The organism is Salmonella sp. 3C (assembly GCF_025426275.1).
GTDB lineage: Bacteria > Pseudomonadota > Gammaproteobacteria > Enterobacterales > Enterobacteriaceae > Salmonella > Salmonella enterica.
The window spans coordinates 3654204-3675851 of the sequence record NZ_CP104858.1; the positions used below are offsets into that span (position 1 = coordinate 3654204).

25 protein-coding genes and 1 tRNA gene are annotated in these 21648 nt (G+C 49.6%); 9 read left to right on the forward strand and 17 right to left on the reverse strand.

Translation table 11 applies throughout. From position 1 onward, the window contains the following. Positions 1-111 precede the first annotated feature (111 nt). Positions 112-2166, forward strand: a complete 2055-nt coding sequence (gene helD / locus N7E69_RS17435; protein WP_000420503.1) for a DNA helicase IV — start codon at positions 112-114, stop codon at positions 2164-2166. 35 nt (positions 2167-2201) lie between these two features. On the opposite strand, the gene mgsA is transcribed toward helD, so the two are convergent. Continuing rightward, positions 2202-2660 carry a methylglyoxal synthase gene (gene mgsA, locus N7E69_RS17440; protein ID WP_000424187.1) on the reverse strand — a complete coding sequence of 153 codons (459 nt, stop codon included), beginning with the start codon at positions 2658-2660 and terminating at the stop codon, positions 2202-2204. A gap of 94 nt (positions 2661-2754) precedes the next feature. Beyond that, a complete protein-coding gene (locus N7E69_RS17445) occupies positions 2755-3417 on the reverse strand; it encodes a DUF2057 family protein (protein ID WP_000847736.1) in 663 nt (220 codons plus the stop codon). 173 nt (positions 3418-3590) lie between these two features. On the opposite strand from N7E69_RS17445, the gene N7E69_RS17450 reads away from it, so the two are divergent. Then, positions 3591-4004, forward strand: coding sequence for a CoA-binding protein (locus N7E69_RS17450; RefSeq protein ID WP_001537782.1), 414 nt, complete (start codon positions 3591-3593; stop codon positions 4002-4004). Between the two features lie 44 nt (positions 4005-4048). On the opposite strand, the gene hspQ is transcribed toward N7E69_RS17450, so the two are convergent. Together hspQ and rlmI are read right to left on the reverse strand one after the other, a co-directional pair. Then, complete coding sequence (gene hspQ / locus N7E69_RS17455) at positions 4049-4366, reverse strand: heat shock protein HspQ (protein WP_000561983.1); 318 nt, start codon at positions 4364-4366, stop codon at positions 4049-4051. Between the two features lie 57 nt (positions 4367-4423). After that, positions 4424-5635, reverse strand: a complete 1212-nt coding sequence (gene rlmI / locus N7E69_RS17460) for a 23S rRNA (cytosine(1962)-C(5))-methyltransferase RlmI (protein ID WP_000140480.1) — start codon at positions 5633-5635, stop codon at positions 4424-4426. Between the two features lie 214 nt (positions 5636-5849). Here rlmI and N7E69_RS17465 point away from each other — a divergent pair, with 214 nt between their 5' ends. From N7E69_RS17465 to yccX, 3 genes are read left to right on the forward strand one after another with little or no spacing between them, the layout of a single operon-like run. After that, the gene (locus tag N7E69_RS17465; RefSeq protein WP_000859415.1) at positions 5850-6398 is read left to right on the forward strand and encodes a YbhB/YbcL family Raf kinase inhibitor-like protein; all 549 of its coding nucleotides are present in this window, start codon (positions 5850-5852) and stop codon (positions 6396-6398) included. 25 nt (positions 6399-6423) lie between these two features. After that, entirely contained in the window at positions 6424-7203 is a 780-nt protein-coding gene (locus tag N7E69_RS17470; protein WP_000548091.1) for a helix-turn-helix transcriptional regulator, read from the forward strand. Positions 7204-7251: 48 nt separating this feature from the next. After that, the gene (gene yccX / locus N7E69_RS17475) at positions 7252-7533 is read left to right on the forward strand and encodes an acylphosphatase (protein WP_000072884.1); all 282 of its coding nucleotides are present in this window, start codon (positions 7252-7254) and stop codon (positions 7531-7533) included. On the opposite strand, the gene tusE is transcribed toward yccX, so the two are convergent. Together tusE and yccA are read right to left on the reverse strand one after the other, a co-directional pair. Then, entirely contained in the window at positions 7530-7859 is a 330-nt protein-coding gene (gene tusE / locus N7E69_RS17480) for a sulfurtransferase TusE (RefSeq protein WP_000904446.1), read from the reverse strand. The two genes, yccX and tusE, sit on opposite strands and share 4 nt — an antisense overlap. 86 nt (positions 7860-7945) lie before the next feature. After that, on the reverse strand, positions 7946-8605 hold the full coding sequence (gene yccA / locus N7E69_RS17485; protein ID WP_000374046.1) for an FtsH protease modulator YccA: 660 nt from the start codon (positions 8603-8605) through the stop codon (positions 7946-7948). A 394-nt stretch (positions 8606-8999) separates the two neighbouring features. On the opposite strand from yccA, the gene N7E69_RS17490 reads away from it, so the two are divergent. Further along, a tRNA-Ser gene (locus N7E69_RS17490) sits at positions 9000-9087 on the forward strand. Positions 9088-9243: 156 nt separating this feature from the next. Here N7E69_RS17490 and pipA read toward each other — a convergent pair. After that, positions 9244-9924, reverse strand: a complete 681-nt coding sequence (gene pipA / locus N7E69_RS17495; RefSeq protein ID WP_000938188.1) for a type III secretion system effector protease PipA — start codon at positions 9922-9924, stop codon at positions 9244-9246. Between the two features lie 221 nt (positions 9925-10145). Further along, entirely contained in the window at positions 10146-11021 is an 876-nt protein-coding gene (gene pipB / locus N7E69_RS17500) for an SPI-2 type III secretion system effector PipB (RefSeq protein ID WP_001123035.1), read from the reverse strand. Between the two features lie 214 nt (positions 11022-11235). Between pipB and N7E69_RS17505 the strand changes: the two genes are divergently transcribed. Next, entirely contained in the window at positions 11236-11559 is a 324-nt protein-coding gene (locus N7E69_RS17505) for a hypothetical protein (RefSeq protein WP_077906650.1), read from the forward strand. Positions 11560-11568: 9 nt separating this feature from the next. On the opposite strand, the gene sigE is transcribed toward N7E69_RS17505, so the two are convergent. After that, positions 11569-11910, reverse strand: a complete 342-nt coding sequence (gene sigE / locus N7E69_RS17510) for a type III secretion system chaperone SigE (RefSeq protein ID WP_000444720.1) — start codon at positions 11908-11910, stop codon at positions 11569-11571. A gap of 16 nt (positions 11911-11926) precedes the next feature. Further along, positions 11927-13612: an SPI-1 type III secretion system effector inositol phosphate phosphatase SopB gene (sopB, locus tag N7E69_RS17515; RefSeq protein ID WP_001166952.1), complete on the reverse strand. Its 1686-nt coding sequence runs from the start codon at positions 13610-13612 to the stop codon at positions 11927-11929. Positions 13613-13943: 331 nt separating this feature from the next. Between sopB and N7E69_RS17520 the strand changes: the two genes are divergently transcribed. Further along, positions 13944-14114 carry a YlcI/YnfO family protein gene (locus N7E69_RS17520; protein WP_001111006.1) on the forward strand — a complete coding sequence of 57 codons (171 nt, stop codon included), beginning with the start codon at positions 13944-13946 and terminating at the stop codon, positions 14112-14114. Here the strand turns inward: N7E69_RS17520 and N7E69_RS17525 are convergent, their stop codons facing one another. The 4 genes from N7E69_RS17525 to hprR all read right to left on the reverse strand — a co-directional run bounded on the left by N7E69_RS17525 (position 14115) and on the right by hprR (position 18013). After that, positions 14115-14225, reverse strand: coding sequence for a hypothetical protein (locus N7E69_RS17525; RefSeq protein WP_000174813.1), 111 nt, complete (start codon positions 14223-14225; stop codon positions 14115-14117). Between the two features lie 108 nt (positions 14226-14333). Continuing rightward, positions 14334-15803 (reverse strand): C69 family dipeptidase, encoded by a 1470-nt coding sequence (locus tag N7E69_RS17530; RefSeq protein ID WP_000760236.1) that lies wholly within the window; start codon positions 15801-15803, stop codon positions 14334-14336. 172 nt (positions 15804-15975) lie between these two features. Beyond that, positions 15976-17340 carry a heavy metal sensor histidine kinase gene (locus tag N7E69_RS17535; RefSeq protein WP_000240029.1) on the reverse strand — a complete coding sequence of 455 codons (1365 nt, stop codon included), beginning with the start codon at positions 17338-17340 and terminating at the stop codon, positions 15976-15978. Then, the gene (gene hprR / locus N7E69_RS17540) at positions 17333-18013 is read right to left on the reverse strand and encodes a response regulator transcription factor HprR (RefSeq protein ID WP_000698209.1); all 681 of its coding nucleotides are present in this window, start codon (positions 18011-18013) and stop codon (positions 17333-17335) included. The genes N7E69_RS17535 and hprR overlap by 8 nt, the downstream gene beginning before the upstream one ends. Before the next feature lie 135 nt (positions 18014-18148). Here hprR and hiuH point away from each other — a divergent pair, with 135 nt between their 5' ends. Further along, on the forward strand, positions 18149-18559 hold the full coding sequence (gene hiuH, locus N7E69_RS17545) for a hydroxyisourate hydrolase (protein WP_000820358.1): 411 nt from the start codon (positions 18149-18151) through the stop codon (positions 18557-18559). Positions 18560-18891: 332 nt separating this feature from the next. Here the strand turns inward: hiuH and N7E69_RS17550 are convergent, their stop codons facing one another. The 3 genes from N7E69_RS17550 to hpaR all read right to left on the reverse strand — a co-directional run bounded on the left by N7E69_RS17550 (position 18892) and on the right by hpaR (position 21642). Then, a complete protein-coding gene (locus tag N7E69_RS17550; protein ID WP_001195550.1) occupies positions 18892-19404 on the reverse strand; it encodes a 4-hydroxyphenylacetate 3-monooxygenase reductase subunit in 513 nt (170 codons plus the stop codon). A gap of 17 nt (positions 19405-19421) precedes the next feature. After that, complete coding sequence (gene hpaB / locus N7E69_RS17555) at positions 19422-20984, reverse strand: 4-hydroxyphenylacetate 3-monooxygenase, oxygenase component (protein ID WP_000801492.1); 1563 nt, start codon at positions 20982-20984, stop codon at positions 19422-19424. Between the two features lie 217 nt (positions 20985-21201). Next, positions 21202-21642, reverse strand: a complete 441-nt coding sequence (gene hpaR / locus N7E69_RS17560) for a homoprotocatechuate degradation operon regulator HpaR (RefSeq protein ID WP_000543922.1) — start codon at positions 21640-21642, stop codon at positions 21202-21204. Positions 21643-21648 lie beyond the last annotated feature (6 nt).

Consider the following 21648-nt stretch of genomic DNA (forward strand, 5'->3'; position numbering starts at 1 on the left):
CATTCCGGTTTTCTATCACTGCGGGCAATTGTAACGTTTTTTTAGACTGGAGCACGTTTTCTCTGGCGGTTACACTGATAAGCACATCTTTACGTCTGGATTCGCTGAGTCATGGAACTGAAAGCAACTTCTCTTGGAAAACGTCTGGCGCAACACCCGTATGATCGTGCCGAGATCCTCAACGCTGGGGTGAAAGTGTCTGGCGACAGGCATGAATATCTTATTCCATTCAATCAGTTATTGGCGATTCACTGTAAGCGTGGGCTGGTATGGGGCGAGCTGGAGTTTGTCCTGCCGGAGGATAAAGTCGTGCGTTTGCACGGTACCGAGTGGTCGGAAACCCAGCAATTCCATCGCTATCTGGACGCGCACTGGCGTCGCTGGAGCCAGGAGATGAGTGATGTCGCCGCGCAGGCATTACAGGAGCAATGGGCGCGTATTAGTGAGCGAACGGGCGAAAACCAATGGCTTACCCGTGAACGCGTTCGGGGGCTGGAACACGAAATTCGCCAGACGTTTGCCGCCTTACCGCTGCCGGTCTCACGTCTGGAGGAGTTTGCTCACTGTCGCGAGATATGGCGTAAGTGTCTGGCATGGTTACAGGATAGCGAGGGAAGTCGGCAGCAGCATAATCAGGCGTATGCTGATGCCATGCTGGAAGCGCATGCCGACTTTTTTACGCAGATAGAATCCTCTCCGCTTAATCCTTCCCAGGCCAGGGCGGTGGTTAACGGCGAATCATCGTTACTGGTACTGGCGGGTGCGGGAAGCGGCAAGACCTCGGTGCTGGTGGCGCGCGCGGGTTGGCTGTTGGCGCGCGGACAAGCCGATGTGGGGCAAATTCTTTTACTGGCGTTTGGTCGCAAGGCGGCAGAAGAGATGGATGAGCGTATCCGCGAGCGCTTACATACGGAAGAGATTACTGCCCGTACGTTCCATTCGCTGGCGCTGTATATTATTCAGCAAGGCAGTAAAAAAGCGCCGGTTATCAGTAAGCTGGAAAGTGACGCCACCGCGCGGCATCAGCTATTTCTGCGCACCTGGCGTCAGCAGTGTAGCGAGAAAAAAGCGCAGGCCAAAGGCTGGCGTCAGTGGCTGGAAGAGGAGATGCAGTGGGTAGTGCCGGAAGGTAATTTCTGGGACGATGAGACATTGCAGCGGCGTCTGGCCCCTCGCCTGGATCGTTGGGTCAGTTTGATGCGTATGCACGGCGGCGCGCAGGCAGAAATGATCGCTGGCGCGCCAGAGGAGTGCCGCGAGCTGTTTGGCAAACGCATTAAGCTGATGGCGCCGCTGCTAAAGGCCTGGAAAAGCGCGTTGAAAGCGGAAAATGCCGTTGATTTCTCCGGGCTGATCCATCAGGCAATGGTGATCCTCGAAAAAGGGCGTTTTATCAGCCCGTGGAAGCATATTCTGGTCGATGAATTTCAGGATATTTCCCCGCAACGGGCGGCGCTGTTAGAGGCGCTGCGCAAGCAGAATAGCCAGACTACGCTGTTTGCCGTTGGCGATGACTGGCAGGCGATTTACCGTTTTAGCGGGGCGCAGCTCTCCTTAACGACGGCGTTTCATCAGACGTTCGGCGAGGGCGAGCATTGCCACCTGGACACCACGTACCGCTTTAACAGTCGGATTGGCGATATTGCCAATCGCTTTGTACAGCAGAATCCGCACCAGCTTAAAAAACCGTTAAATAGTCTGACCCCAGGCGATAAAAAAGCGGTGACGTTATTGGATGAAAGCCAGTTGGACGCGTTACTGGATAAATTATCCGGCTATGCGAAGGAAGATGAACGTATCCTGGTGCTGGCGCGCTATCATCATCTGAAACCCGCGAGTCTACAAAAAGCGGCGACTCGCTGGCCGAAGTTACAGATAGACTTCATGACTATCCATGCCAGCAAAGGCCAACAGGCCGATTACGTGATTCTTGTCGGATTGCAGGAGGGTAACGACGGTTTCCCCGCCCCGGCGCGCGAATCCATTATGGAAAGTGCGCTTCTTCCTCAGGTTGAGGATTTTCCGGACGCTGAAGAGCGGCGTTTGTTATATGTGGCGTTGACGCGCGCGCGTGCGCGGGTCTGGCTGCTTTTCAATAAAGATAATCCCTCGCGCTTTGTGGAGGCGCTTAAACAGCTGGATGTGCCGGTGGCGAGGAAGCCCTAAAGCGCGGGCGGTACAGCATCCCGCCCGCGTAGCGGTTATTTCAGGCGCTCGGCCAGATAACGCGCATAATCCGGAATAAGAATATCTACAGCGTCATTAAAATGCGGGGACTGGATGATAAAGTCCGCCGTTGAGACGTTAGTGGCGACAGGGATATTCCATACGGTGGCCAGACGCAGTAGCGCTTTGACATCGGGGTCGTGCGGTACCGCGTTAAGCGGGTCCCAGAAGAAAATCAACACGTCGATTTTCCCTTCTGAAATGAGTGCGCCAACCTGCTGGTCGCCGCCCATCGGACCGCTCAGCATCGCATTAACGTCCATACCGGTTGCGCGCTGGATCAGATTCCCCGTGGTGCCGGTTGCATAAAGAACGTGTTTTTCCAGCAACGGCTGATGGCGTTCCACCCAGTTCATTAACATCTGTTTGCAGTGGTCGTGAGCAACCAACGCGATATGTTTGCGCGTCGGCAAGGTGCGAGTCGTCAGTTCCATAATTCGATTCCGTAGTTAACCTGTCTACAGATTACTGGAAGCGCTTGATGCTGCAAGAGAAAGACAAAAAAATTGCGCGCTGGGACAACTCATATCAAGAGGGCGGCTGTTTTTCCGCCCATTGCAGAAAATGATGGCGTGTCTGCGGGTCGGCCAGTCGGAACCAATATTTCAGCCGCTGTTCTGTCAGAGTTTGTGATTGCGGCGGTACGGTATCAAGCTCTGAGACGTCGGAAAGTAACGTGCTGTCGTCTGCCATCATCGTGGCGAACTGAGGAAGCGAGGCGCGTTTCGCCGATTTATTATAACGCTCGGTCTCTATTTCATAATCGACCACTTTAGCCGTAGAAGTAATGGCCAGAATATCGAGTTTTACCGGAATGGGCATGGCGTCGCCGTCCAAAAGCGCCAGACGCGGCGCCGCGTTAAAATGCGAGGCTTCGCGCTCGTTTTCCAGCCGCGGGAGCTGGAAATTGACCTGACTTATCAGTTGGGTATCGAAACTTATCACCAGCGGCGGAGAAATATAAAGCCGCTCTTCATTACCGGACAGGCGGATGGTTTTTTCCACCCGGAAAACGAGTTGATGCGGCCCGTTTTCCAGTTCGATGCTCTCTGCGCCGCGTAATAAAGAGCTGGATACCTTTTTGCCGTCCAGCACCAGCAGATCAACCTCATTAGACAAACGGAGCGTTGTGGCAAAAACAGTCACCGGCAAACAGAGAGCAAGGAAGGTGGTTAGCGCGCCGGTTTTCATAAGGTTCTCCTGTCCAAAGGCCGTCTGGCTAATAATGTATCGAAATTTTTCTTAGATCATGTTTACTAACATATAGACATATTTTGGCGTTTTGCTCTCATACATCGGTATGGGATGAATGGTTGCTATGTCAGGTTTGTCGTACACTTTGCAAAACAGCCAGGAGAAAGATGATGAAAGAGACCGATATTGCTGATGTTTTGACGTCCACTCGCACTATCGCGCTGGTAGGTGCGAGCGATAAACCCGATCGTCCAAGTTATCGGGTAATGAAATACCTGCTTGAACAGGGCTACCATGTGATTCCGGTTGCGCCAAAAGTCGCGGGTAAGACATTGCTGGGGCAACAGGGGTATGCCACGCTGGCTGACATTCCCGAAAAAGTCGATATGGTGGATGTTTTTCGCAACTCTGAAGCTGCATGGGGCGTCGCGCAGGAAGCTATCGCCATCGGCGCAAAAACGCTGTGGCTACAGCTTGGCGTGATCAACGAACAGGCGGCGGTGCTGGCGCGGGATGCAGGCATGACCGTGGTGATGGATCGCTGCCCGGCGATTGAGATCCCTCGCCTGGGGCTGGCGAAATAAAAGTTTAAAAGGCCGGATATCGCTTTCCGGCCTTTTAAATACAATCAGTTACGTAGTCGCGGTGCCTGAAGCTGCTTGCGAATGGTACGCGCCAGTTCATCCATCGATGGCTGTTCTGGATGCTCGTCCCGCATTTCGCTTCGCAACTGGGCCTCGGCCAGATAAGTATGCACTGGCTGACCATCATCATCTTCCATTACCACGTGGTACCACGGAGCGGCGCGAAGTTCGTCGTTAACCGCCAGTTCATCAGGCGACGGCTCATCAAGCGAATATTCCGGGTCGATATCGACGACCACTCCGAGGTAACCTAACAGGGAATGGCGGACCTGTTGGCCGATACCGAATTTGCTGGCTATCATAGTCACCTCCCGGGAAATAGATACCCTTTATATGAGGATACTATTCCACTTTTCAAGTTACATGACGCGACAGGCAAACCCTTTCAGATACAGCCCTTCCGGGTAGGTGGCGATCACCGGGTGATCGGCGGCCTGACGGAACTGCTCTATAAATTGTACATCACGACCGGCATCTATTGCGGCATCGGCAATGATTTTCTGAAATAAATCGCTGGTCATCAGTCCGGAGCAAGAGAATGTCAGCAGTATGCCGCCCGGATTGAGCAGTTGAATCGCTAACATGTTAATGTCTTTATAGCCCCGGCAGGCGCCCATTAACTGGCTTTTATTTTCAACGAATTTGGGCGGGTCCATGATGATGACGTCGAATTTTTCGCCGTGTTCACGGTAAGCGCGCAGCAACTTAAACACGTCGTCGCGCACGAATTCGGCTTTGCTCAAGTCCAGTTGGTTCAGTTCAACGTTTTGCCTGGCGATATCCAGCGCATCCTGTGAGGTATCCACGCTGACAACCTGGCGACAACCGCCCATTAACGCCGACACGGCAAAACCGCCGGTATAAGAGAAGCAGTTCAGTACCCGCTGATTTTCCACGTAGCGGCGCGTCGCCAGACGACTGTCGCGCTGATCAAGATAATAACCGGTTTTGTGGCCGCCCTGGATATCGACCAGCAATTTCATACCGTGTTCTTCAATTGGCAAAAGCGCAGGTGGCAGTTCGCCAGTGACCGGACCTTGCGTCAGCGCCATCCCTTCTTTTTTCCGCACGGCGACGTCGCTGCGATCGTAAATAGCGCAATCCGGATAGCATGTTTGCAGCGCGCTAATTAATGCGGCGCGTTGATATTCGGCCCCGGCGCTGAGCAGTTGCAGCACCAAAAAATGACCAAAACGATCGATAGTGACGCCAGGCAGGCCATCGGACTCACCGGCGATCAGACGATAGCTATCCAGGCCGTCTTTTTTCGCCAGCCAGTCGCGCCACTGCTGCGCCTGGCGCAGGCGGCGGGTGAAAAACGCAATATCAATGGATTCTGCTTTATCAAATGTCCAGACGCGCGCGCGGATCTGGGAGGCTGGTGACCAGGCGCCGCGTGCTAACCACTTTCCCTGATGGTCGACGATATCGATAGTTTCACCGAGGTTGGCTTTGCCTTCCAGACGGGATACGGCGCCGGAAAAGACCCATGGGTGGCGGCGGAGTAAAGATTTTTCTCGCCCTTTGCTGAGGACTAAACGGGGATATTGCGGAAATGTAGATTCAGTCATGCGGAGTAACCTCTCACAAACAGTGACGCGAGCCGGATAATAGCTCCAGCCAGGGACCGTGAAAACGAAATGGCGCGTAGAGTAGCACAGATGAGAGAGGCAATCACCAGCGTATGGCGGTGAGCGTTTCTGCACAAAATAGAATCGTAAAGGCACAGTTTCTTCAGCGGACGCTTTTTATAGTGTTATTTCTTTACATGAAGAAGGAAATACAATGAAAACAGTCTTCTCTTTGACCGCAGCCGCAATGATGGCATTGAGTGGCGGCGTATCTGCCGCGTCGGCGTTTAGCCTCAGTAGCGCGGATATTCCGGCGGATTTTCGTTTAACGCAACAGCACGTCTTTAAAGGATTTGGTTGTAGCGGAGAAAATATTTCGCCGCAGCTGAGCTGGCGCAATCCGCCTGCCGGAACCAAAAGCTACGCTATTACCGTCTTCGATCCTGATGCGCCCACCGGAAGCGGCTGGTGGCACTGGACGATGGTGAATATTCCTGCGCAGATTCACGACCTGCCGACGGGGGCTGATAAAAAAACGTTACCCGCTGGAGTGGTGCAGGGACGGAATGATTTCGGTTATGCTGGCTTTGGCGGCGCCTGTCCGCCGCCGGGCGATAAGCCTCATCGCTATCAGTTTACTGTGTGGGCGCTGAATACGGCAACACTGCCGCTCGACAGTGAGTCGAGTGGCGCGTTGGTAGGGTTTATGCTTAACGCGCATATGATTGCGAAAGCACAATTCACGGCCACATACGGAAGATAAAACAGAGGACGGCACGGTGCAGGAGATGCATATTCGACATCAGGATCTTACGACGGCAGAGGTGCGTTCCAGTCATCTGCACCGTTTGCATCGTGTTACGCTTTTTTCCGCCGCTATCTGCCATATTACGCAGGGCAGTAAAGTCATCATTCAGGATGATAGCCGCCTTGTCGCCGGGCCGGGCGAGTTGATTATTATTCCGGTGAACACGCCGCTGGAGATTATTAATCAGCCTGCGCAGAACGGTTTTCGCTCCGACCTGTTGTTACTTTCACCGGAGATTATTGCTCGTTTTAAAACGATGTATGTTCAGGATTATCCACCGGCAAATATGACATCGCTGTGTACCCCGATGAGCCGTAGCCTGACATTTATGTGGGAGAACGTGTTGGATGCTGTGCGCCAGGGCTTACCTGCCGGGCTACAGGAACATCAGGCGATGGGGTTACTGTTAGCGCTTTTGCATGATGGCGCGGCGGGACCGCTGCTTATTGAACGGCGTTACACCCTCACGGAGCAGGTGCGGCAACTGATTATGCTCTCACCTGCTAAGCTATGGACAGCCCAGGAGATAGCCCGCCGTCTTGCTATGGGAACATCGACGCTGCGTCGGCGTTTGCAGCGCGAATCGCAGAGTTATCGGCAAATTATTGAAGAGGTACGCATGTCCTGCGCGCTTTCTCAACTGCAATCGACGACGCTGCCGATCGGCGAAATAGCGCTACGGTGCGGCTACCTGTCGGGGTCGCGATTTACGGCCAGATTCCGCCAACATTATGGGTGTCTGCCTAGTCAGGTACGTTAAGTATGTCCTGTATGCGTCTTCACCGTTGATTATGAAAGGAGAACCATCATGTCGAACGTCTGCATTATCGCCTGGGTTTATGGTCGCGTTCAGGGCGTCGGGTTTCGCTATACCACGCAGCATGAGGCGCAGCGGCTGGGGTTAACCGGCTATGCGAAGAATATGGATGACGGAAGCGTAGAAGTGGTGGCCTGTGGCGACGCGGCGCAGGTAGAAAAGCTCATCAAGTGGCTGAAAGAGGGCGGGCCGCGCTCTGCTCGTGTGGACAAAATCCTCACTGAACCGCACAGCCCTCGCGAGACGTTAACAGGCTTCAGTATTCGGTATTAAATACATTTTACCGGCTTGGGCAGACCGGCGATTTTGGTCGCTTGCTTTGCCGGGCCTTTCGGGAACAGACGATACAGATAGCGGCTGTTGCCTTTTTCTTCGCCGAACTTATTCGCCATCGCTTTTACCAGCATTCGGATGGCGGGAGAGGTATTAAACTCCAGGTAAAATTCGCGCACGAAGCGCACGACTTCCCAGTGTTCCGCAGAGAGCTCAATGCCTTCATTGGCGGCGATAGCGACTGCCAGCGCTTCACTCCACTGCGTCGTCTCTTTCAGATAGCCTTCGCTATCAGTACTGATTTCTTTACCTTCAAAGATCAACATAACGTTTCACTGCGTAATCAACACGGACGGCAGTGTAGCAAAAAATAAAGCCCTGCATAAGCAGGGCTGGAAGAGGGGAATGTCGATTAGTCGCGGCTGGCGAAGCCCAGAATGCTGAGCAGGCTGACAAAGATGTTGTACAGCGAAACGTACAGACTGACGGTCGCACGAATATAGTTGGTTTCACCGCCGTGAATGATGTTACTGGTTTCATACAGGATAGCGCCCGAGGAAATCAGGATAAACACCGCGCTAATCGCCAGGTGCAATGCAGGCAGTTGCAGGAAAATATTCGCCACCATACCAATCAGCACGACGACGATCCCGGCCATTAACATACCGCCCAGGAAAGACATATCCTTACGGGTGGTCAGAACGTAAGCGGAGCAGCAGAAAAATACTAACGCGGTACCACCCAGCGCCAGGCCAATGACATCGCCCATGCCTGCTGACAGATAGGCGTTAAGAATCGGGCCCAGGATATACCCGAGGAAGCCGGTAAACGCAAAAGCAGACAGGATACCGACCGGCTTATTGGCGGTTTTATAGGTCAGGAACATCAGCCCATACATACCGACCAGCGTCAGAATCAGGCCGGGGGAGGGCAGCATCAGTACCGTACTGGCTGTCGCGGTAATTGCGGAGAAAGCCAGCGTCAGGCTCAACAGAAAATAGGTGTTGCGCAGTACTTTGTGCGTACTCAGTAGCGAGCTACGATCACGCGATGATGTAATGATACGATCCATTAGTCACTCTCTTATGACAGATGTAATTAATAAAGGAGAATAATAAAAACAGTCACTGTCACCCAGTGGTTTTACCCATCTTTACGCATTCGTTTACGTTTAGTTTCCTTTAGAGATTTCAGGTGATTACCGTCGTTAAAACGGTCTGCTCATGCCTGGCGCTACGCCATAAAACAGGCGGCAGCGCCAACCACGCGTTACCGATAAAAAAATCGCTAATCACAGCGGTGAAACAGTGGAGGCGATCAATACGTATTCAGCCAGTTTTGTGTTGAAGAAATGGTCAATGTGCCGCTATTTCAGGCAATTAACGAAATTTTGCCTGTTTTTCACGCAAACGAACACATTCGGTCTTTACATGACGCACCGGGATGTTTATAGTGCGCCTCATTCCGGAAGTGTGGCCGAGCGGTTGAAGGCACCGGTCTTGAAAACCGGCGACCCGAAAGGGTTCCAGAGTTCGAATCTCTGCGCTTCCGCCAGATTAAACAAGGGGTTACCGAAAGGTAGCCCCTTTGTTTTTTAGGCGCTATAGAATATAGTTAGAAAATACTGTTAGAATATTTCCCGAAAAAACGGACTACGCGAGTCTTTAGTTTCTTTTCGTTTCCCGATGTGTCTATTTATTGAAGATGTGTCTATTTATTGAAGATGTAGGCCATTCTGGGAGGTGAAGGATGCCCCATCTCTTTCAGAATAATGTTGGTATATTCGACAACAGGGCCTCTTGGATGATTTTCTTCTTTATCCTGAAGATGGGTCAGTGCATGTACAACTTCATGAATAAATGAACGTTTTGTGTCAAAAAGTTGTGGTCCTTCGTTACTTTCATAATGTTCGGTATATGAATCATCAGAATCGTCCAGATTGAGACAAATAACTTTCCTGCCTTCTGAAAGTTTGAAGTGTTCCTGAGCCACGGTAGTTTCAAAGGCTTCGCCTGCCCCCAGTAGCCAGCGCTGCTCCACATCATGTAGTTCTTTTTCATATGCGTAATTCATCAGTCTGCGGAATGTTTCGCTTTGGGTATACGCATTTTGAAGTACGGAGGATAGTTCATCGTAGCATTCGTTATAAGTGTCGTCATCAATTTCTGTATCAGGGTCTATTCCACCCGCGCCTGAGATAAGGTACTCCACCACACACTCTGGCTCCAGACGGAATTCACTGTTTATGGCAAGGCTGTCATGAGCAAGGCGTAGCCATGAGGGGTTTGGTGCATGTTCGGGAATATCGGGGAAAACAGGTGTATCTGCGGTATTTAATCCATATGTGGATACTCCGCTTTGAGGTATTAATCTGTAGGTGACCGGAAGCATAACTTCTTATTTCCTGACTACAATTATGAATTATTTAAATTAAACAATAATAGTGTTTTTAGTTAATGTGCCACATACAGATAACGCTATGATTCAGACAAAGCCAACAAGTAATACGCTGAAAATGTTATTTATAATGAAACTTAGGGGCGGGGTTTATTTAATAAAACAAGGGGGCCTCTGTTTGAATACTTCTTGTTTATAAAATCCCTTTATCTCGACTAAAATATCGGATGGGGGAAAAGAGTTCTATCATTGTAATCCGGGAGTGGAGTAGGGGTATGTTGACTACCTGTCAGATCGGCTCCTGTTAATGCTTTCGCTAAAGTTAGAGCTATCTTATCTAATTTCGCACCATTTAGTTTGGTGTCAGTTAAGTCTGAGCCGAATAGAATTGCAGCGGTTAAGTTTACACCGGACATGTTAGCGCAAGTCAGGTCTGCGTGAGTCAGGTTTGCTTTAGTCATGTTTGAACCCATTAGATTTACAGCGTGTAGATTTGCACAACACAAATTTGCACCGACTAAATTTACATTAGATAGATTTGTTTCACGGAAATCTGCATCAGAAGCATCTATGTCTGACAAATCTTCCCCCTGGAAATCTTTATGAGCCAGGTTTACTCCGCGCAGGTTCAGAAAACCATCCTCGGTTATAAGTGAATCAGGCTGTTGTATATTATGTTGACTCATCAGTTTTAACATTCGACATACATTCCAAAATCTCTCGCTATCAACTTTATCCGTTACAGTTTTTCCATTTTTGTTCACTTCAATAATGACCATGGGAGCCGTATTTTCGGATGCTGCTCCACATGACAGACATATAGTACACCCGTTGACATCCTCCAGAAATATTTTATTACCATCGAAGAAAGCATCTTTATTTACATATAATAATGATGTGGTCAGTTTTCCAATTACCTCCCGAAAGCATCTTTCATTGCTTCTTCTTACTCCACCACAGGTAAAAAAATTGACAAACCATTCCAGTATACCGCGTGGTGAAGTTGCACTTTTCATTGCTTCTTTCGTACCGGTACCGGCCGCATGCAAATATCTTAATATATTTTCTGGGGACGCGTTAGTTATTGGCATTTTGATTCCTTCTTATGGAAGTGAGTCGACTCCTTATAGGTGTGAGTCAAGTCACATTTATACAAGGAATAATAAAAAAAGATATAAGGTGATTTTTGTATTTAGAGCTTTGGTTGAGTATGAGTAGGTGTCTGGCATCTGACAAGAGGCGATGATATCTGCCATAACGGTGAAGCAGAAGTAATATCACCCGTGAATAATAAGATTATCCTTGCTGTTAGTTTCCCTCATTTTCAGCATAACTCACGCTTCATTATCATTGAATAAACAATTAAGTTTGTTGAGCGAAAATTTACTTAAAGAAAAAATAATAAGCACTAATATTTTTTGCAGTATTTCAACTTATACCAGAATAAATGCGCGTAGATGGCGTAAAAACCTGATGAGCAGGAATACTTACACACTAAAAATGCCCCCGCAAAAAGAGCAAAATGAGAAAGAGGAACGTTTGCCCCTTACATTTCCACCAAAGATTCTGGTTTTGTCTCTTGTAAAGGGCATACGTATCGCGTTTTATCTCATTAAGAAAGTATGTTGACGTATTAAATTATGCATAATGCTCTTTCAATTGCTTCACGTTTGAAATGAATAATTCAAAACCAGTGAGCGCCTCTTCTTCGGTACTGGTTTGCGGCAAGCGATAAAGCGCCACTAAAGCAGTATTGTCTGCGTCAGCGCCGATAGTGACGGCGCTGGCATAGTTAAGACGTAAAAAATGCTGCAAAGTCAGGATGTCGTCAGGCAATGGCATAAAGGGACAGCACATTTCCAGTGTATGATCGGATTCATTAAAATAAACCTGTATCCCATCATCAATGATGAGAAGTGGCTCATCTTCTGGTGCATCCAGGCCTAACGCGGCATATAAACGATTTAATAGACTTTCCATATAGTTACCTCAAGACTCAAGATGTGATTAATGAAGAAATGCCTTTTACTGACTGCCAAATATTTTCATCCCCAACTCGTTTTTGATAGGAAAGATTGAGCACCTCTGGCGATAAATTTTTCATTACTTTGTTTCCCGCCCCGCCCGTATTTTGTTTCTGAATCTCCAGGTTACCGCTATTCAGTAATACTTTTTGGAAAATTTTCTGTCCACCGCTATCCGGAAGACTGCCAGGCGCACTTAACATATGGGTCTGATGTAAGGAAATGATCTCTCGCTTGATTTCTGAATCCATCATCCCTGTACGATCTTTGCCGCTTTTACAATTCCAGGCGGGTACCGCGTCAATTTCATGGGCTAACATGGCAAGGCGTTGTGCGAGTTTATAGGGTTCGCCGCCATCTTTATGATGTTGGTTATTTTTCCATATATCCTTAATCTGGCGCGCTAATGTATTGACGACCTCATAATTATCCGGGTATTGTGCCAGCCATTCGCCAACCCAGCCACCTGGTCTGGCTTCAGGGCGTAAATCATTGCCTAATAACTGATATAGCGCCTCGGCATTATAGCTATCCGATGCCTTAAGGCCAAAGCCGAGCTTGAGCGCCAACTCATTAACACCCACATTAAATGCGGCGACGTCCGGTTTTATTTTTACCGTCTGTAGATCGCCATCTTTATTGCGGATTTTTAAATGAATCATTTTTCCCGGCTGGGTCAACGATTGCCATGCGCGCATTTGATCCTCGACCATCGTTCCCTCTTTGCCGAAAATATTCGACGCGGTGAGTAACCCGACGGATACCAGTTTCAGGCTTACCGCCTCGCCCGCTAAGGCTTTGTTAAGCAACTCAGGTTTACTAAAAAGTGCCGCAGTTAATACTTCTTTGGCTTTGTTTTCAGCGCCGACCTGACGCAGAAGCGGATCTTTTTCATGATAGGGGGAAAGCACGCCATGACGTATCCCGCAGAAAAGCGTTTTATCTTTACCGTCCTCATGCACACTCACCGTGGACATCCACAAATTATTGGCGTGATGAATATTCTTGGTATCCCAACTGCATACGCCCTTTCCCTCATAAGCACTGGGAAAGATATCTTTTGCGCCGATTTTCATCTCTGCGGCAGGGAGCTGCGTGTTGGTATAGTGATGCCCGTTATGCGTGAGTGTATTTTTTATGGTTTGCCAGGGCTGGTTATTAAGCTGCTTGACCTGAGCGTCTCTAAACGCTACTGCCGCAAAGCGATGAGCTTCTTTTGCAGGTAAGCCATCCTGCTGCTGAGTGCGTGCTGCAATAAGTTCGATAAGATTTTTCTTCAATGCTTTTGCCGCGGCTTCTTCTTGTTTTGTTGCTGGCCGGTCCGCTTTAACTTTGGCTAACTCCATTTGGTTTGCCATTGACGTTAGAACCGGGTCTTGTTTACCCAGAACGGTTGCCGCGACGGTAAGAAGATCGCGCTGTAAGTTATAGAGGTTATGCAGCGAGTGGTTAGACGTCTTCTGATGCTGTAGATAATTTCCCCATGTCGCGCCAGGTTCTCGCAGGACAATAATTTCCGGGCGAGCGTCGGGCGCTTTAGCCGGCGCTTTGCCCTGGCCTGAGAGAATCTGCATTCCGTTGTATAAGGTTTTTTGTAGGCTTTTAAAAGCCTCCTGGGTTTTTAGTGAAGCTGAGTGATAGAAGCTCTGTATTTGCATAGCGTTTTTAATATTCCTGAATAGGGGAGTGGGAACATTCAACAGGGTTAACAACCCTTTAAAAGGATGTGACTTTTATGCACTAGGAACTTTAAAAAAATGTCCTTTTTAATGAGGAAACGCTTCTGATCAGGCGGGGAGGCATCCTGACGTCCATACGTAGTGGCGATCATGGGGGAGATCGGTACATCAAATGTTCATAAAATCTACAAACTTCACAATTTATGGCACAACTTTTATTGAAAACCCACCTTCTTGACTCAGATCAAATTCACCGATTTACTCCTGCGTAAAGTAACGGCGTTACATCAAATGTTATACAGGTGTGTGTATGCCAGCAAAGCCCCGGACAAGTAAGACCGTGACGAAGAATATTCGTTTTTCCTATTCCATGCTTGAACAGATAGAATTCGCGTTGAAATCTGAAAAGACGCGGAATTTTTCAGCATGGGTAAAAGAGGCCTGTCGGGAAAAGTTATGTAACACGGGACATAAGCTGTAGTTATCGTCTTATGTAAGAGGGGGCGGCCATTTTGAAAAGAACAACGTGCTTATATACCTCCTGGGTTTTTGCCGCTTTTGTCTCTCTGCTGATATTTGCCTGGAGTGTCATAAACTATCCTCTCTATGAATCCATAATAATTATTGTCTTTTATATCTGGCTAATTCTGGTACCGCTTTATCTTATTGTGTATGAGTGGCTAATAGATTGTCATTAAATTTATGGTTGCGTACTTGAAAAGTGATATTTCATATCTGTACGGTAAGTCATTGTCGTAGTAATATTATTGGTCAGGCGACGGGCGAGCGTCTGCGCATTTTGCATCGTTTTATCTTCAAAATTTTGCAGTAAGCGTTGCGCTTCTTTCGGATGCGACGCATATAATCTCAGATAGCTCTGCTCCATCTTATACTGCTGCTTAGCTGTTTGCTGTTCAAATGTTTTCCAGGCGTGTTGCACATCTGGCGCAAACGCATTGTAGTCCTGCATAACCAGCGTTTGCAGCGTGCGGAATGTCCAGTAGGTAGAGTCGTTGCTCGCCCGATCGGTTCCTTTATCATCTCCGGGTTGATAATGACGCATCCCCTGATAATAGGGGAGATAGACGCTAAGAGATGGCATTCCATAGGCGATGTATTCTACGTTGCCGATAGCCTGCGGTAATTTCGGTCTGACCTGTAAAATATGTGACTCCTGGGTACGAAAAACGGATATAGGTCGCCATGGTTCTTGTGGATTATGACTGGCATAAGGGTCGTGCGACGTTCCCTGATAGTGATTGCGTAACGCGTTTTTTACTGCCGCCACGCTGATCTTCGTTATTGGCGTTAAAAAAACAGGAAATGTTTCCCCTTCGCTAACGACCGTATCCAGATGCGGATTAAACTGGTGTTGTAGCGTCCAGACGCGCGGATAATTATAGGTGGTATCGTTTTTGTTATCCTGTGAATAGGCTTGATGAAAGTCGAATTCGCCGCGGGCCGGATCATATAATCCCTGCTTTTTCGCAAAGCTTACTAACGTTGGTGACGCCATATAATTCGCGTTATCATTCGGATCGTAATGGCGTAAACGTCCCTGATTGGCGGAAACGAAATAGCTATCTGCCGGAAGTCGTACTGCCAGCCATTGATGACCGCTTCCCGTCTCCAGATACCATATCTCTTTGCTATCAATAAACGCGACGCCGAAACCTTCGCCCGCGCCTTTTTGTTCAATAATGTCTCCCAGTAATTTGGCGCCCTGACGCGCCGATTGCGCCACTGGCAGGATCACGGACTCAATGGCGTCTTCCGTGATTCCTGTTTTTGTCACGTAAGGATCGGCAGCCAGCGCCGCTCTGCCGTTATAAATGGTTTCCGTTGCGCTCATTCCGACGCCCGCCGAATTGAAACCGGCTTCACCCATGGCGTTATCGTTAGTATCAAAGTCATGAATCGCCGTATAGCGCATCGCTGTCTCCGGAAGCGGCCAGCTAAAATTGTTGCGATGTGCTTTATACTCGCCTTGTTGATGAAACGCGACGGGATGAATAACCTTATGCTTGGCGTTATTTGCCGAGCCATCTTCGTTGCGCGCGATAATGAAGGAGCCGTCAGCCGAAGCCTGATTGCCTACCAAAAGGGTAGTACAGGCGATGACTTTACCCATACCCAGCAGCGTAACGGCGAATGCAAGATACTTTTTCATAAAGGTTCCCACTGAATAACGCGTTATGGGATGAATTGACCCTGGATTGGAAACCGAGAAAGTGATCGAGCCAGCAATATTCTTTGCCGGCATCCTTTATTTTCTCTTTATTGAGGTTGTATTGATAACCACAGCCCTGTGGCAGGGAAGGGGAACAGAACCTGTACTGACCTTAGCTATCACCGCTATCGGGCAGACGAACCGAAAAGATATTATGTTCATCGGCATAGCGGTAAGATGCCGAACCACCGTGTAATAGAGCAATCGCGTTAACTAACGATAACCCCAGGCCGAAACCGGCAGTGTGGCGGGCATTATCTCCTCGCCAAAAACGCCGGAAAAGCTTATCCGCATCGGCTGGGTGGCTGCCCGGATTAGCGACCCGAATTTCTGCAACGTTATCATCATAAGCGCTTTCAATACGTATCACGGCGTTTTCATCAGAATAACGGATGGCATTCGTCAGCAGGTTTGAGAGCACTCTTTGTAATAATATTTCGTCAGCCCATACCGTTCCCTGACATTGATTTATAAAACAGATGCGCTTCTCCTCGGCAAGGGGGCTAAGATAATCCAGCATATTTTCGACCAGCGCATTGAGCGAAACAGGCTGTTTTTTTACCGCTATATTCTGGTGCTCCGCGCGTGCCAGAAAGAGAATATTTTCTGTCAGTCGCGACAGTCCCTCCAGCTCTTCAATATTATCGACAAGGGCTTGTTGATACTCTTCGGCGCTGCGTTCCTGACTCAGCATCACCTGATTCTTCCCCAGTAAAATATTAACCGGCGTGCGCAGCTCATGCGCCAGATCGTCGGCAAATTGGTTCAGGCGTTCAAAATCGTCGGAAAGCTTCTGGCGCATGGTATTTAGCGCTTGTCCAAGCGGCCTGAGCTCAACGGGTAACGCCTGTTCCGCCAACGGCTGGCGAAGTGTGCCGCTATCTGTCGCCGCGGTGAGTCGGCTGAGCGACGTAATGGCCCGCAGCCCGTTTCTGATGACTAATGGACTGAGCGCCGAACAGACGAGGATCGCGATAAGGCTAATCAGCAAACTGTTGCGGCGATATTGCGTCAGCATTTGCCGCCTTTCCGTCGCCAGCCTGGCAATAGTAAGGGTCAGCGGGTCATCGCCGCTTCTGGCGTTTACTCGTACCGCGGTAAGTTCCGTGCCTTGTACCGCCTGGCGAAATAAGGTTTCGCGGGTGATGTTTTTAGCCAGCGGAATCTCGTTAAAGCGTTGGTCGGGGATGCCGCTATGATTAATCGCAACATTGTGGCCTGTTGCTGAATGGATCAATAAGATATCCTGCTTCGTATCCACCATCCGATTGAAATAGAGCGGCAGATTTTCCGGCCTGGCGCCATCCAGTAACAGTTGCTGCATTTGCGCCGCCCGATTTATTAGCGTCATATCATCACGATACGTTAATTCTTTGCTCAGCGCGTTATAGAGCGTCCAGCTAATGCCGGTACAGGCGAGGATAAGGATGGCGATAAAAGAAATTGTCAGGCGCAGCGTCATTGATAACTTAACCATTCTGCGACGTTTCCGCCTGTAATCGATAACCCATCCCCCGGACGGTCATAATGAGCTTCTTTTCAAATGGTTCGTCTACTTTGGCGCGCAGCCGACGAATCGCGACATCAACGGTGTTGGTTTCACTATCAAAGTTAATTCCCCAAACTTCGCTGGCGATCGCGGTTCGGGGCACGATTTCTCCTGCCCGGGACGCCAGTAACCAGAGGAGCAGGAATTCTTTGCGGGTCAGGGAAATCGGTTTGCCATTTCGTGACACCGATTGCTTTGTGGCATCCATGTCCAGACCATTGATCGTCAGTCGGGTAAAGACCGGGACATGCTGTCTGAGTTGAGCTCTCACCCGGGCCAGCAGTTCGGCGAAGGAAAAAGGCTTAACAAGGTAATCATTAGCGCCCGCCTCAAGACCTTTGACGCGATCCTCAACCGAGTCGCGCGCCGTCAGGCAAATAACAGGGGACTGATGCGCAGTGCGTAACGCGCGTAAAACCTGCCATCCATCAAGCCCCGGCAGCATAATATCAAGAATAATCAATGAATAATGTTCCTGAAGGGCGAGGTGTAATCCGTCTCGTCCATCACAGGCATAATCAACCACATAGCCTGCTTCCGTGAGTCCCTGACGTACCCACTCAATGGTTTTCTGGTTATCTTCAATCAATAAAATCTTCATCAACGCAGTATGCCATAGGCTTGTTAGCGAATCCGTAAATCTCCAACAAGATGACATAATTGTCATGTCCGTGTAAGGTTAATCCTGGACGCGCCAGATATATTTTCCTGCATCAATACCGTAAAGGAGTGAAGCATGAAACGACATATACTGGCTACCGTGATAGCATCTCTTGTTGCAGCCCCGGCAATGGCGCTGGCCGCTGGCAACAATATTCTCAGCGTACATATTCTCGATCAGCAAACAGGCAAACCGGCGCCCGGCGTGGAGGTGGTACTGGAGCAGAAAAAGGATAACGGATGGACGCAATTAAACACCGGGCATACCGACCAGGATGGACGTATTAAAGCACTGTGGCCCGAAAAAGCTGCCGCGCCGGGGGATTATCGCGTTATTTTTAAAACCGGCCAGTATTTTGAAAGTAAAAAACTGGATACGTTTTTCCCGGAGATTCCCGTCGAGTTTCATATCAGCAAAACGAATGAGCACTATCATGTGCCGCTGTTATTAAGTCAGTATGGTTATTCAACCTATCGCGGGAGCTAATTTAGAGCCCATCCCATTAGGGCTATTTTACTTGCTATTTTGGTCCTGGGCAGTGCTCGCCAAAACGCGTTAGCGTTTTGAACGCCGCTAGCGGCGGCCCGAAGGGCGAGCGTAGCGAGTCAAACCTCACGTACTACGTGTACGCTCCGGTTTTTGCGCGCTGTCCGTGTCCAAACTGGCTGCGCCAATAACGCCTGGTGGGATAGGCTCTTAGATTGTATTAATCGCCGCGATTTATGGCGAGCAAACATCGCGGCGGGAATAAAAATCTTCAGCGTATCGACTCTTCTCCCACAAGCGGTGGTTATCCCGCTTGTGGGCATGAGTGACGGTTAAACAGGCGCTTCCATCTCAAGTCTGACCGGATGAAAACGGCGTTTGAAATAAATCAGGCCATGCCCATCCTGGCTAAGAATAATATTTTTGATCGCCACCAGATACACCAGATGCGTGCCAATGGTTTGTACCTCGCTGATCTCGCCTTCAAGACCGGCCAGCGCGCCGTTAAGTACCGGCTGGCCCAGCGGCCCGTTTTGCCAACATGGCTGGTGAAAACGCTCTTCCATCGCCATCCCCGTCATACCGGCAAAGTGGCGCGCCATCAGCTCCTGCTCATGGTTAAGTACATTAATGCACAGCCTGCCGTTACCCTGAAAAACGGGGTTCATGGCGCTATTGGCATTAATACATACCATTACGGAGGGCGGCGTATCGGTGACGGAACAGACCGCTGTTGCAGTGATACCGCAGCGTCCGGCGTGACCCGCCGTGGTTACGATGTTGACCGCTGCCGCCAGACTTGCCATCGCATCGCGAAAATGCAGACGTTGTTCATCTACTTGCATGAGAACCTCCTGCCGCGTTATTTCAGCAGCTTATCCAGTTGATTGATGTCGTCGTTATTGTGCAAATGCGAAACCGTCCAGCCATTCTGATCGTATTCGGAGAGGCAGCGATCGACCATTGCCATCATCTTGTCCATATTGCCGGAGCTCTGGGCCTGACGCAGGCACTGCAGACGAATTTCATCCTGGCTGCCCGAGTAGTTAATCTCGTACAGCTCATGGCGACCGCCAAACTCGCTGCCGATGGCATCCCACATCAATTTAAGAATTTTGATACGTTCAACATGGTCCATTCCGTTAGAGCCGCGTACGTATTTCGCCAGGTACTGGTCGATTTGCGGATTATTCAGATCGCGGGCGCTGGAAGGCAGGTAAATCAGGCCGCTGGTAACGTTACGTTCAATAATATTTTTAATTTTCGCGTAGGCCATTGGGGCCATCACACGATAGGTTTGCAGCGCGGCGTGGTCCGGTAGCCAGGCGCCGTTTACCCACGGGGTTGCTTCGGAACACATAGAATCGCTCAATGCCCAGAACATATTGCGCCAGGCCACGACTTCGCCGAGATCGGCCTGCACGCCCCGGAACTCTACGGTACCCGTACATTCGAGCGATTTTTTCAGCAGCGCGGTAATGAAATCAAGTTTAACCGCCAGACGAACACAGGCTTGCAGTGGATACATACGGGCAAAGCCGCCTTCCATCGTCCAGCGACGACAACGATCGAAATCACGGTAAATCAACACGTTTTCCCACGGGATCAACACCTTGTCCATCACCAGAATGGCATCGTTTTCATCAAAGCGGCTGGAGAGTGGATAATCAAACGGCGAGCCCGTCGCGCCCGCGACCATTTCATACGAGGCGCGTGAAATAAGTTTTACGCCTTCGGCATCCATTGGCGCGACAAACATCAGAGCAAAATCCGGGTTTTCGCCCATCGCCTGGGCTGAGCCGAAACCAATCATGTTGTAGTGAGTCAGGGCGGAGTTAGTGGCGACAACTTTCGCCCCGCTGACAATAATCCCGGCGTCCGTCTCTTTCTCCAGCTTGATATAGACGTCTTTCACTTCGTCGGCAGGTTTGTGGCGGTCAATGGGCGGGTTGACGATAGCATGGTTAAAGTACAGGCCGGTCTCCTGAATACGGGTGTACCAGTTACGGGCGTTCTGCTCAAACTGGCCGTAGAAGGCTGGGTTAGCGCCCAGAGCGCAGCCAAAGGCGGCTTTGTAATCCGGTGTGCGTCCCATCCAGCCGTAACTCAGGCGTGACCACTCGGCGATAGCATCACGCTGTTGGCGCAGATCGTCTGCGCTTTTTGCCACGCGGAAAAATTTATGCGTATAACCGCCGCTGCCGGTATCGGTATTCCAGCACAGGGTATCTTGCATCGACGGTTTATGTAATGCGTCATACAGTTGTGCGACAGAGGCTGCGGCATTGCGGAATGCTGGGTGTGTCGTAACATCTTTAACGCGTTCGCCGTAAATATAAATTTCCCGCCCGTCCTGCAGGCTTTTTAAATACTCTTCGCCCGTTAACGGACGCTTGTTATCAGTACGAAAATCTTCAGGTTTCATTGCGGCCTCTTCCTCGTTAATCGGAATGTTTTGTTAATAATATGTTTCTTATTTGTTGTTTAATTGAATAGGCAGAAGCGTAAACTGTGAAGAGACTTTCAGGACAACGGCGGGTACTTTTCAGATGAACGTCGAAGAAGAAGAGTAAAATGCGATCGCCGTCAACGTTGTAAGCGGGAGGGGATTCCCGTGTCGGCGGCGTGGGAAGGAAAGAATACTATGCTTCCGCTTCGCTATCAGGATGCTGGCGTCCCAGAGCAATAAGATCGTCCAGCAGCAGCATCAATTGCTGTGTTTTTTCGGGCGTGAAATCGGCCTCAATTTTTCGATAAGCCTCTTCTACCTGGCTCCGGGCACGGGCGTACAACGTTTGTCCCTGCTCCGTCAACATGACATATAACTTACGCTGATCGTTAACCGGCTTGAGTCGCAACACCAGTCCGTCTCGCTCCATGCGCGTCAATATTCCGGTCAGACTTGGACGCAAAATGCAGGTACGAAAGGCCAGCTCGTGAAAATCCATAGAGGGGCTATCGGCCAGGATTCGCACAATGCGCCATTGCTGGTCGGTCAGATTGTGGCTTTTAACGATGGGGCGGAAATAGGTCATTGCCGCTTCGCGCGCCTGAAGCAATGCGATGGTTAATGAATCATGCATAAGCGT

Bases quoted from the DNA above. Each gene is read 5' to 3' on its own strand.
- hpaR (WP_000543922.1), bottom strand. From the start codon at position 21,642: ATGCATGATTCATTAACCATCGCATTGCTTCAGGCGCGCGAAGCGGCA.
- hprR (WP_000698209.1), bottom strand. From the start codon at position 18,013: ATGAAGATTTTATTGATTGAAGATAACCAGAAAACCATTGAGTGGGTA.
- hiuH (WP_000820358.1), top strand. From the start codon at position 18,149: ATGAAACGACATATACTGGCTACCGTGATAGCATCTCTTGTTGCAGCC.
- rlmI (WP_000140480.1), bottom strand. From the start codon at position 5,635: ATGACTGAATCTACATTTCCGCAATATCCCCGTTTAGTCCTCAGCAAA.
- N7E69_RS17520 (WP_001111006.1), top strand. From the start codon at position 13,944: ATGCCAGCAAAGCCCCGGACAAGTAAGACCGTGACGAAGAATATTCGT.
- yccX (WP_000072884.1), top strand. From the start codon at position 7,252: ATGTCGAACGTCTGCATTATCGCCTGGGTTTATGGTCGCGTTCAGGGC.
- mgsA (WP_000424187.1), bottom strand. From the start codon at position 2,660: ATGGAACTGACGACTCGCACCTTGCCGACGCGCAAACATATCGCGTTG.
- sigE (WP_000444720.1), bottom strand. From the start codon at position 11,910: ATGGAAAGTCTATTAAATCGTTTATATGCCGCGTTAGGCCTGGATGCA.
- N7E69_RS17470 (WP_000548091.1), top strand. From the start codon at position 6,424: ATGCATATTCGACATCAGGATCTTACGACGGCAGAGGTGCGTTCCAGT.
- pipA (WP_000938188.1), bottom strand. From the start codon at position 9,924: ATGCTTCCGGTCACCTACAGATTAATACCTCAAAGCGGAGTATCCACA.
- sopB (WP_001166952.1), bottom strand. From the start codon at position 13,612: ATGCAAATACAGAGCTTCTATCACTCAGCTTCACTAAAAACCCAGGAG.
- hspQ (WP_000561983.1), bottom strand. From the start codon at position 4,366: ATGATAGCCAGCAAATTCGGTATCGGCCAACAGGTCCGCCATTCCCTG.
- N7E69_RS17550 (WP_001195550.1), bottom strand. From the start codon at position 19,404: ATGCAAGTAGATGAACAACGTCTGCATTTTCGCGATGCGATGGCAAGT.
- N7E69_RS17465 (WP_000859415.1), top strand. From the start codon at position 5,850: ATGAAAACAGTCTTCTCTTTGACCGCAGCCGCAATGATGGCATTGAGT.
- tusE (WP_000904446.1), bottom strand. From the start codon at position 7,859: ATGTTGATCTTTGAAGGTAAAGAAATCAGTACTGATAGCGAAGGCTAT.
- N7E69_RS17445 (WP_000847736.1), bottom strand. From the start codon at position 3,417: ATGAAAACCGGCGCGCTAACCACCTTCCTTGCTCTCTGTTTGCCGGTG.
- N7E69_RS17535 (WP_000240029.1), bottom strand. From the start codon at position 17,340: ATGGTTAAGTTATCAATGACGCTGCGCCTGACAATTTCTTTTATCGCC.
- hpaB (WP_000801492.1), bottom strand. From the start codon at position 20,984: ATGAAACCTGAAGATTTTCGTACTGATAACAAGCGTCCGTTAACGGGC.
- N7E69_RS17525 (WP_000174813.1), bottom strand. From the start codon at position 14,225: ATGACACTCCAGGCAAATATCAGCAGAGAGACAAAAGCGGCAAAAACC.
- pipB (WP_001123035.1), bottom strand. From the start codon at position 11,021: ATGCCAATAACTAACGCGTCCCCAGAAAATATATTAAGATATTTGCAT.
- yccA (WP_000374046.1), bottom strand. From the start codon at position 8,605: ATGGATCGTATCATTACATCATCGCGTGATCGTAGCTCGCTACTGAGT.
- N7E69_RS17450 (WP_001537782.1), top strand. From the start codon at position 3,591: ATGAAAGAGACCGATATTGCTGATGTTTTGACGTCCACTCGCACTATC.
- helD (WP_000420503.1), top strand. From the start codon at position 112: ATGGAACTGAAAGCAACTTCTCTTGGAAAACGTCTGGCGCAACACCCG.
- N7E69_RS17530 (WP_000760236.1), bottom strand. From the start codon at position 15,803: ATGAAAAAGTATCTTGCATTCGCCGTTACGCTGCTGGGTATGGGTAAA.